General features: G+C 69.5%; 8 protein-coding genes and 1 pseudogene. 1 reads left to right on the top strand and 8 read right to left on the bottom strand.

Annotated features, from left to right (window positions below; translation table 11 throughout):
- A partial coding sequence (ligA, locus tag B4L26_RS05655) for an NAD-dependent DNA ligase LigA (protein WP_290716868.1) occupies nucleotides 1–2,002 on the bottom strand: 2,002 nt, incomplete at its 3' end.
- Between the two features lie 53 nt (nucleotides 2,003–2,055).
- Between ligA and B4L26_RS05650 the strand changes: the two genes are divergently transcribed.
- Complete coding sequence (locus B4L26_RS05650) at nucleotides 2,056–2,496, top strand: MmcQ/YjbR family DNA-binding protein (protein WP_290716865.1); 441 nt, start codon at nucleotides 2,056–2,058, stop codon at nucleotides 2,494–2,496.
- 24 nt (nucleotides 2,497–2,520) lie between these two features.
- Here B4L26_RS05650 and B4L26_RS05645 read toward each other — a convergent pair whose 3' ends face one another.
- The 7 genes and pseudogenes from B4L26_RS05645 to B4L26_RS05620 all read right to left on the bottom strand — a co-directional run bounded on the left by B4L26_RS05645 (nucleotide 2,521) and on the right by B4L26_RS05620 (nucleotide 8,247).
- A complete protein-coding gene (locus tag B4L26_RS05645) occupies nucleotides 2,521–3,519 on the bottom strand; it encodes a vitamin-B12 independent methionine synthase (protein ID WP_290716863.1) in 999 nt (332 codons plus the stop codon).
- Entirely contained in the window at nucleotides 3,516–4,607 is a 1,092-nt protein-coding gene (gene mnmA, locus B4L26_RS05640) for a tRNA 2-thiouridine(34) synthase MnmA (protein WP_290716859.1), read from the bottom strand. Before mnmA ends, B4L26_RS05645 begins: the two co-directional genes overlap by 4 nt.
- The gene (locus B4L26_RS05635; protein WP_290716856.1) at nucleotides 4,604–5,794 is read right to left on the bottom strand and encodes a cysteine desulfurase family protein; all 1,191 of its coding nucleotides are present in this window, start codon (nucleotides 5,792–5,794) and stop codon (nucleotides 4,604–4,606) included. Before B4L26_RS05635 ends, mnmA begins: the two co-directional genes overlap by 4 nt.
- A 79-nt stretch (nucleotides 5,795–5,873) precedes the next feature.
- Complete coding sequence (locus tag B4L26_RS05630) at nucleotides 5,874–6,185, bottom strand: hypothetical protein (RefSeq protein WP_290716853.1); 312 nt, start codon at nucleotides 6,183–6,185, stop codon at nucleotides 5,874–5,876.
- A 103-nt stretch (nucleotides 6,186–6,288) separates the two neighbouring features.
- A pseudogene (locus B4L26_RS19075) lies at nucleotides 6,289–6,474 on the bottom strand (PadR family transcriptional regulator); the annotation flags it as partial.
- A complete protein-coding gene (locus tag B4L26_RS05625; RefSeq protein ID WP_290716851.1) occupies nucleotides 6,471–7,430 on the bottom strand; it encodes an electron transfer flavoprotein subunit alpha/FixB family protein in 960 nt (319 codons plus the stop codon). The pseudogene B4L26_RS19075 and the gene B4L26_RS05625, both read right to left, overlap by 4 nt.
- A 34-nt stretch (nucleotides 7,431–7,464) precedes the next feature.
- The gene (locus B4L26_RS05620) at nucleotides 7,465–8,247 is read right to left on the bottom strand and encodes an electron transfer flavoprotein subunit beta/FixA family protein (protein ID WP_290716848.1); all 783 of its coding nucleotides are present in this window, start codon (nucleotides 8,245–8,247) and stop codon (nucleotides 7,465–7,467) included.
- Nucleotides 8,248–8,408: the final 161 nt, after the last annotated feature.

Raw genomic sequence — 8,408 nt, 5'->3', positions numbered from 1 at the left:
CGAGGATCGGTACGCCGAGTTGCTCGGCCTTGTCGGCCTTGGATCCGGGTGATTCCCCGACGACGACATAGTCGGTCTTCTTCGACACCGAGCCCGACGCCTTGCCGCCGCGCGACAGGATCGCTTCCTTGGCGCCGTCGCGCGAGAAGTCCACCAGTGAGCCGGTGACGACGATCGTCTTGCCCTCCAGCGTCCGCTCGATCGTCTCGTCGCGCTCGTCGACCATGGAAACGCCGGCGGCGCGCCACTTGTCGACGATGTCGCGGTGCCAATCGATCGCGAACCAGTCGCGGATCGACGTCGCCAGGATCGCCCCGACGCCGTCGGTGGCGGCCAGCTGCTCCTCGTCGGCGGCTTCGATGGCCTCCAGCGAGCCGAACTCGGTGGCCAGCGAGCGCGCCGCCGTCGGTCCGACGTGCCGGATGGACAGGGCGACGAGGACCCGCCACAGTGGTACCTGCTTGGCCTTGTCCAGGTTCTCCAAGAGCCGCTTGCCGTTGGCCGAGAGCATGCCGTTCTTGGTGAGGAACAGATCGGCCTTCGCCAGGTCTTCCGGGCGCAGCGCAAACAGATCGCCCTCGTTGCCGATGACACCGGCAGTCAGCAGCGCCGACGCCGCTTCATAGCCGAGCGCCTCAATGTCGAAGGCACCGCGGCTGGCCAGGTGGAACAGTCGCTCGCGCAGCTGCGCCGGGCAGGACTCCGCGTTGGGGCAGCGGATGTCGACGTCGGAGTCCTTCTCCGGGCGCAGCGGCGCTCCGCACTCCGGGCAGTGGGTGGGCATGACGAAGGCGCGCTCAGTGCCGTCGCGCAGGTCGACGACCGGGCCTAGGACCTCGGGGATGACGTCGCCGGCCTTGCGGATGGTGACGGTGTCGCCGATGAGCACGCCCTTGCGCTTGACCTCGGATTCGTTGTGCAGCGTGGCACGGGCGACAGTCGATCCGGCGACGAGGACGGGCTCCATGAACGCGAACGGCGTCACGCGCCCGGTGCGCCCGACACCGACGCGGATGTCCAAGAGCTTGGTGGTGACCTCTTCGGGCGGGTACTTGTAGGCGATCGCCCAACGCGGGGCCCGGGAGGTGGATCCGAGGCGGCGCTGGACTGCGGTGTCGTCGACCTTCACAACGATGCCGTCGATCTCGTGCTCGACGTCGTGGCGGTGCTCGCCCCAGTAGGCGATCCGCTCGAGGACCTGCGTCGAATCGTCGACGCGCACGGTATGACTCGACACCGGCAGGCCCCATTCACCCAGTGCCAAGTAGGCGTCGTGCAGGCTGTCGGGACGCCAGCCCTGCGTGTAGCCGACGCCGTGGCAGTACATGCCGAGGCGGCGCTGGGCGGTGATCGCGGGATTCTTCTGTCGCAGTGATCCGGCGGCGCTGTTGCGCGGGTTGGCGAACGGGGCTTTGCCCGCCTCGACGAGGCTGGCGTTGAGTGCCTCGAAGTCGGCCAGCCGGAAGAAGACCTCGCCACGTACCTCGAGGACCTCAGGGATCGTCGGGTATGCCGCCGACGGGGTCAGTTCGTCGGGGATGTCTTCGATGGTGCGCGCGTTGAGCGTGACGTCCTCACCGGTCCGGCCGTCGCCCCGTGTGGCTGCGCGGACGAGCTTGCCGTTCTCGTAGACGAGGTTGAGGGCGACGCCGTCGATCTTGAGCTCACACAGGAACGGGACTTGCGCGCCGGCCGCGGCGTCGGTGCGCTCGATCCAGGCGCGCATCTCGTCGTCGTCGAAGACGTTGTCGAGCGACAGCATCCGCTCGAGGTGGTCGACAGCGCTGAACTCGGTGGCGAATCCGCCACCCACCAACTTCGTCGGTGAATCGGGCACGGCCAGTTCCGGATGGGCTTCCTCCAGCGCCTGCAGCTTGCGGAAAAGCGTGTCGAACTCAGCGTCGGAGACGATCGGCGAATCCCGCACGTAGTAGCGGAATTGGTGGTCGCGGACCTGCTCGGCCAGGTCGGTCCATTCGCGCTGCACGTCGGCGTTATCCACGACATGAAGCGTAGTCGAGGGGTCTGACCCGCCAGCAGCGCAGAATGGAGGGCGTGCCCCACCCGATAATGTTCTCCGACGACGATCCCGTGCTGAACCGGGTCCGCGCGATCGCCCTGGCGTTCCCGACCGCCACCGAGCAGGTCGCACACGGGCGCCCCACGTTCCGCTGCCCCAAGATGTTCGGCATGTACGGCGGCGGGGAGAAAAACCCCGCCAAGGGCGTGCCCGGGCGGCGCTTCGACCAGTCTCTGCTGGTCGTCGCCGATCCCGCCGAACGAGAGGCCCTCCTGGCCGACGAGCGGTTCTTCCTGCCCGCCTACATGGGGGCCTACGGCTGGGTCGGGCTGATCCTCGACGAGAATTCCGATTGGACCGAGGTCGGCGAACTCCTCGACGCCTCGTTCCGCCAGGTGGCCCCCAAGCGGACCGTCGCGGAGCTCGACGCGAAGGGCTCGCTCGGCGACAAATCGGGCTCGGTCGGCGACGAATAGGGCTCGGTCGGCGAGAAATCGGGCTCAGTCGGCGCGGGCCAGCTGGTCGGCGATCCTCGATGAGAGAGCCAGCGCGGGCGCGGCCCACTCCCCCGCGCCCGCCAGACCGCACGTCGGAGAGACCAGGACGTGCTCGCGAACGACGCTGCGCGGCAAGCCGATGCGATCGGTCATCTCCAGCAGGCGACCCGCGAGTTCGTCGGCCGAGAGCGGTGCCGCGGGCGCCGACGTCGGCACCACGCCGGCGATGAGAGTGCCGCCGCCGTCGACGAACCCGCCGAGAGGGTCGTAGTCGGCGACGTCGATGCCGGTCACGTCGAGCGACACCGCATACGACGACAGACGCCCGATCAGATCCCAGCGCGGCGCTGCGCAGCTGTGCAGCACCATTGGCCGTCCGACGCGGGCGGCGATCTCCTCCAGCGCGGCGGCCGCATCGGGCGCGGGGATGGCGCGGTTGACGTCCAGGCGAGTCAACGGCGCGATCTCGCCGTCGATCACCCGGCCCACCATCGGCTCGTCCAACTGCACGACCACGTCGACGCCCAGCCGTCGCGCCAAGTCGTCAGCGCGCCGCGCCAGGCCCTCGGCCAGCGACGCGACGACGTCGCGCCAGGCACCGCGGTCGTGGAGCACCTTGTGCCCGCTTGGCAGTTCGACGAGGGCGGCGAAAGTGAACGGCCCGATGGCCGCGAGCTTGCACGGCATCGACAACCCGCCGCGCTCGACGACCTCCTCGGCGGCGTCGAAATCGGCCCGCAGGAATCCGTCGGCACGGCTCATCAGGCGCGTGCGCCCGGATGCGAGGCGATATCCCTGCCGCTCGATCTCCATGGGGATGTCGACGAGGATGGCGGCCGCACGCCCGACCATGTCGGCACCGATTCCCCGGCCGGGCAGTTCGGGCACGAACGACAGCGCCACCTCGTTGAACGCGACCCGGGCCGCGGCCAGCGGGTCGGTGCCCGGCATGGAACCGATGCCGGTCGCGGTGCCCCCGCGCAGGATCGGAGCGCCGCTCATACGGTGTCGGCGATGCGCCCGGACCCGAGCACCAAGTCGCCGCGCACCGGGTCCGGCGCATACAACACTGCAGCCTGCCCTCGGGCGACGCCGGTCAACGGCTCACGCAGTTCGATCTCGATGCCGGGCTCGCCGTCGAGCACGACCGCCAGCGCCACCGCGGGCGCCAACCCGCCGTGCGCGCGCACCTGCACGACGCACTCGACCGGACCTGCGGGGGCCGAGCCCGACGTCCACACTGCGTGACGGGCGGCGATGCGCGAGACGCCCAGCGCCGACGACGGTCCGACGGTCACCGTTGCGGTAGCCGCGTCGATCGCGGTGACGTAGCGCGGAGCGCCGTCGGGCGCGGGAGCATCGATCCCCAGTCCCTTGCGCTGACCGATGGTGAATCCGTGCACGCCGGCGTGGTCGGCGAGCTTCTCGCCGGACTCAGCGTCGACGACCGCCCCCGGCCGAACGCCGATCTTGGCTCCGAGGAAGGCCCGGGTGTCGCCGGTCGGGATGAAGCAGATGTCGTGACTGTCGGGCTTGTCGGCGACGAGGAGCCCGCGTCGCGCCGCCTCCTCGCGGATCTGCGGCTTGGGGGTGTCCCCGACCGGGAACATGGCCCGCCGCAACTGGTCGTCGGTCAGGACCGCGAGGACGTAGGACTGGTCCTTGTCCTCGTCGACCGCGCGCCGCAGCTCACCGTCGACCAGCCGCGCGTAGTGGCCGGTGGCCAGTGCGTCGAACCCCAGCGCCGCCGCCTTCTCCGCCAGCGCGGAGAACTTGATCTTCTCGTTGCACGACAGGCACGGGTTGGGCGTCTCGCCGGCGGCATAGGCCGCGACGAAGTCATCGATGACGTCCTCACGGAACCGCTGCGCGAAATCCCACACGTAGAACGGGATGCCGAGCACGTCGGCGGCGCGCCGGGCGTCGTCGGCGTCCTCCCGGGAGCAGCATCCACGCGAACCGGTGCGCAGCGCACCGGGTGCCGTCGACAGCGCCAGGTGCACGCCGACCACGTCGTGACCGGCCTCGACCGCGCGGGCCGCGGCCACCGCCGAATCGACGCCGCCGCTCATCGCCGCAAGAACTCTCACCGGATACCTCCACGAACAGAAACCAGCCCGGCGGTGCGTGCCCGATCCACCACGTCGCCGATCACCTCGGCCACCGCGTCGACGTCGGCGTCGGTGCTGGTGGCGCCGAGGGAGAACCGCAGCGACCCACGGGCGTGCGGCACGTCGAAACCCATCGCCAGCAGCACGTGGCTGGCGCGGGCCACCCCGGCGGTGCACGCCGAACCGGTGGAGCACTCGATGCCGTTGGCGTCGAGCAGCATCAACAGCGAATCGCCCTCGCAGTCGCCGAAGGTGACATGGGCGTTGCCGGGCAGGCGACCGGCGCCGACCGGCCCGTTGACGGATGCTCCCGGAACGTCGAGCAGGACGTCGAGGAGCCGGTCACGCAGCCGGGTGATGCGTGCGGTCGTCGTATCCATCGACTCGGTGCTGATGCGCAGCGCGGTGGCCATCCCCACGGCACCGGCCACGTCCTGCGTGCCCGACCGGATGTCGCGTTCGTGCCCGCCACCGTGCAGGAGCGGCACGCAGGCGACGTCACGGCGCAACAGCAGCGCACCGACGCCCTGCGGGCCGCCGAACTTGTGCGCGGCCAGGCTCAGCGCCGACAGCCCCGACGCGGCGAAGTCGACCGGGATGTGCCCGACGGCCTGGATCGCGTCCGAATGCACCGGCACACCGAACTCGGCGCCGAGCGCCGCGATCTCGGCGACCGGCTCGATGGCGCCCACCTCGTTGTTGGCCCACATGACGGAGACGAGCGCGACATCCTTGGGGTCGTCCTGGGCAAGCGCGGCCTGAAGAGTGCTGGCTGTCACGACGCCGTCCGGCGTCGGTTCGACGAAAGTGACATTCGCGTCCTGGCTCGCGCAGAGGTACTCGACCGGATCGTGCACGGCGTGGTGCTCGATGCCGCTCAGCACGATCCCTCGGCGGGCGGGGTCCGCCGCCTGGCGGGCGGCATACGCACCCTTGATGGCGAGATTGTCGGCCTCGGTGCCGCCGGAGGTGAAGATGACTTCGCTGGGCAGCGCGCCGACCGCCGCGGCGATCCGCTCACGGGATTCCTCGACGACCCGGCGCGCCTCCCGCCCCAGCGAGTGGATGGCGGAGGCGTTGCCGGTGTGCTCCAACTGCTCGATCATCGCGGCCCGCGCGGCGGCCAGCATCGGCGTGGTCGCCGCATGGTCGAGGTAGACAGTCACCGACGGATTCTATTTCGTTGCGCCGGGGCCGGCGTCCGACCTCAGTTGCCCAGGCGGCCCAGCGCAGTGGCGATGGGCATCAGGACGATGAGGGGGAACAGGGGGCAACGGCGCGATCACGTCCCTGGACGCGGCCGCTGACCGGTTCGCGAGGAAGGGATCGCCAACTGGTGTGCGCGAGCAGACCCGGGCCCAGAAGCTGGACCGCGATGAAGGCAAGGATCGTCGCGGGCCGGGGTGTGGGGAACAGCGGGGATGGGAAGGCCCAGGCGAGGACGAGGGCGAGCAGGATCGTAGGACCGAGCGCCCACCCGGCGGCCCGGCCGGACAGGCCACGGCGCCGCAGTCCGGGAAGCACGAGAATGACGGCGGCCAACTGCGACAAGCCCATTATGACCCGGCTCCTTCGTGTGCGCCCGAGCTGTCATGGGAGAACAGCCGGGTGGTGAGGTCGGTGAACTGCTGCCGGTCGGCGCTACGGGTCGCAAGTGACTGCGGCCTTCCGCACTGAGTTCGTAGAACTTGCGCCCCGGGCGGCCGTCGCCAGGCGTCCAGTGCGTGGTGACCATCTGGGCGGCTTCGAGACGGCCGAGGATGGGATAGAGCGTCGCCTTGCGACACGACGCAGCCCCCGCCGTCCGGTGCGGACGGCGGGGGCTGCGGAGCGCCGGTCGGGTCAGGCCTTGCTGGCCTGGATCTTTTCGGTCGCGGCGGGGAGCACGGTGAACAGGTCACCGACCACGCCGAAGTCGACGAGTTCGAAGATCGGGGCCTCTGGGTCTTTGTTGACCGCGACGATGGTCTTCGAGGTCTGCATGCCGGCACGGTGCTGGATGGCGCCGGAGATGCCGGCCGCAACATAGAGCTGCGGGCTGACCTGCTTGCCCGTCTGGCCGATCTGCGAGGTGTGCGGGTACCAACCCGCGTCCACGGCGGCACGCGATGCACCGACCGCAGCGCCGAGCGAGTCGGCGAAGGCCTCGACGGCCGAGAAGTCACCGCCGGTGCCGCGACCACCGGCGACGACGATGGCGGCCTCGGTCAACTCGGGACGACCCGTCGACTGCTTCTCCTTGGCCTCGGTGATCTGCGCGCCCTTCGCGGACTCGGGGATCGTGAGGTTGACGGGGACGACCTGGCCGGCAGCCGGGTTCTCCTGCGGCGCAGCGGAGTTGGGCTTGACGCAGATGATCGGGGTCCCCTTGGTCACCTTCGCCTTGACCGTGTAGGAGCCGGCGAAGACCGACTGCGTGGTCTCGATGGCGCCGCCATCGGCCGGCTGGACGTCGATGGCGTCGGTGATCAGGCCGGAGTCGGTCTTGATCGCCACGCGGGCGCCGATCTCCTTGCCGGCCGGGTTCGCCGGGATCAAGATCGCGGCGGGCTTGAGCTTCTTGGCCAACGCGGCGATGAATTCCGCTTGCGGCGCAACGAGATAGCCCGTGACATCGGCGCTGTCGAGGGCGTAGACGCGCTTGGCGCCGTACTTCGCCAGCGTTGCCTGGGCGTCGGCGGCGCCCGGTCCGAGGTAGATCGCGGATGGCTCGCCGAGCCGGGCGGCGATCGTCAGCAGTTCATTGGTGGTCTTGCGGACCTGCCCATTGGCGTGGTCCACGAGCACGAAGATCTCGGCCATGAGTGTGTCTTCCTAATCCTTCTCGTGTCGTGGGTCAGATGAACTTGCCGGCGGCCAGGAAGGCGGCGAGCTGCTCGCCACCGTCGCCCTCGTCGGTGACGATCTGTCCCTGCGCCCGCGGCGGGCGCTTGGTCACCGAGATCACCTCGGTATAGGCGTTGGCGAGGCCGACCTGGGAGGCGTCGATGCCGAGATCGGCCAGACTCCACGTCTCGACCGGCTTCTTCTTCGCGGCCATGATTCCTTTGAAGGAGGGATAGCGGGGCTCGTTGATCTGGTCGGTTACCGAGACCAGCGCCGGCAGCGTGCCGACGATGGTCTCGCTGGCGGCGTCGCCGTCGCGGCGGGCAGTGACGGTCTTGCCGTCGATCGACACCGCGGCAGAAAAGGTGATTTGCGGCAACGAAAGTCGCTCGGCAACCATGGCGGGGACGACGCCCATCGAGCCATCCGTTGAGGACATTCCCGTCAAGACGATGTCGGTCTCGCCGATCTTGGTGATCGCCTCGGCCAGGATCAGCGAGGTCCCCCACGCATCCGAGCCCTTGATCGCGTCGTCGCTGACGTGCACGCCCTTGTCGGCACCCATCTGCAGGGCCTTCTTGACGGCGTCCGCCGCCTGCGCGGGGCCGATCGTCAAGACGGTCACCTCGCCGCCAGCCGCCTCGGCGATCTTCAGGGCCTCTTCGACGGCATACTCATCGAGCTCCGAGAGCAGCCCGTCGACGCTTGAGCGATCCGTCGTCAGATCCGATTCGTTGAAGCCGCGGTCGGCCTGAGCGTCAGGCACGTGCTTCACACAAACGACGATGTTCATCGTTGGCTAGTCCTGTTCGTTGGTGGGCGCCTCTGACAGGCGCTGGTACGTCCGCTCAGTCTCTCAGCCCCATCGGAACCGGACGCGCGAGATTCGGCGTGATTGCCCTCACCCATGGCGGCTTCGCCCCACGCCCCGGTCCTGCACCGAGCCGCGTTCCC

Origin of the sequence: Gordonia sp. UBA7599 (assembly GCA_002477755.1) — a bacterium.
In the GTDB taxonomy this organism is placed as follows: Bacteria; Actinomycetota; Actinomycetes; order Mycobacteriales; family Mycobacteriaceae; genus Gordonia.
Note: the sequence above shows the minus strand (reverse complement) of the source record. Positions and strands in the feature narration are given on the sequence as shown.

Excerpts from the sequence above, each read along its gene's own strand:
- B4L26_RS05645 (WP_290716863.1), bottom strand. The coding sequence starts at position 3,519 with ATGAGCGGCGCTCCGATCCTGCGCGGGGGCACCGCGACCGGCATCGGT.
- B4L26_RS05630 (WP_290716853.1), bottom strand. The coding sequence starts at position 6,185 with ATGGGCTTGTCGCAGTTGGCCGCCGTCATTCTCGTGCTTCCCGGACTG.
- B4L26_RS05625 (WP_290716851.1), bottom strand. The coding sequence starts at position 7,430 with ATGGCCGAGATCTTCGTGCTCGTGGACCACGCCAATGGGCAGGTCCGC.
- B4L26_RS05620 (WP_290716848.1), bottom strand. The coding sequence starts at position 8,247 with ATGAACATCGTCGTTTGTGTGAAGCACGTGCCTGACGCTCAGGCCGAC.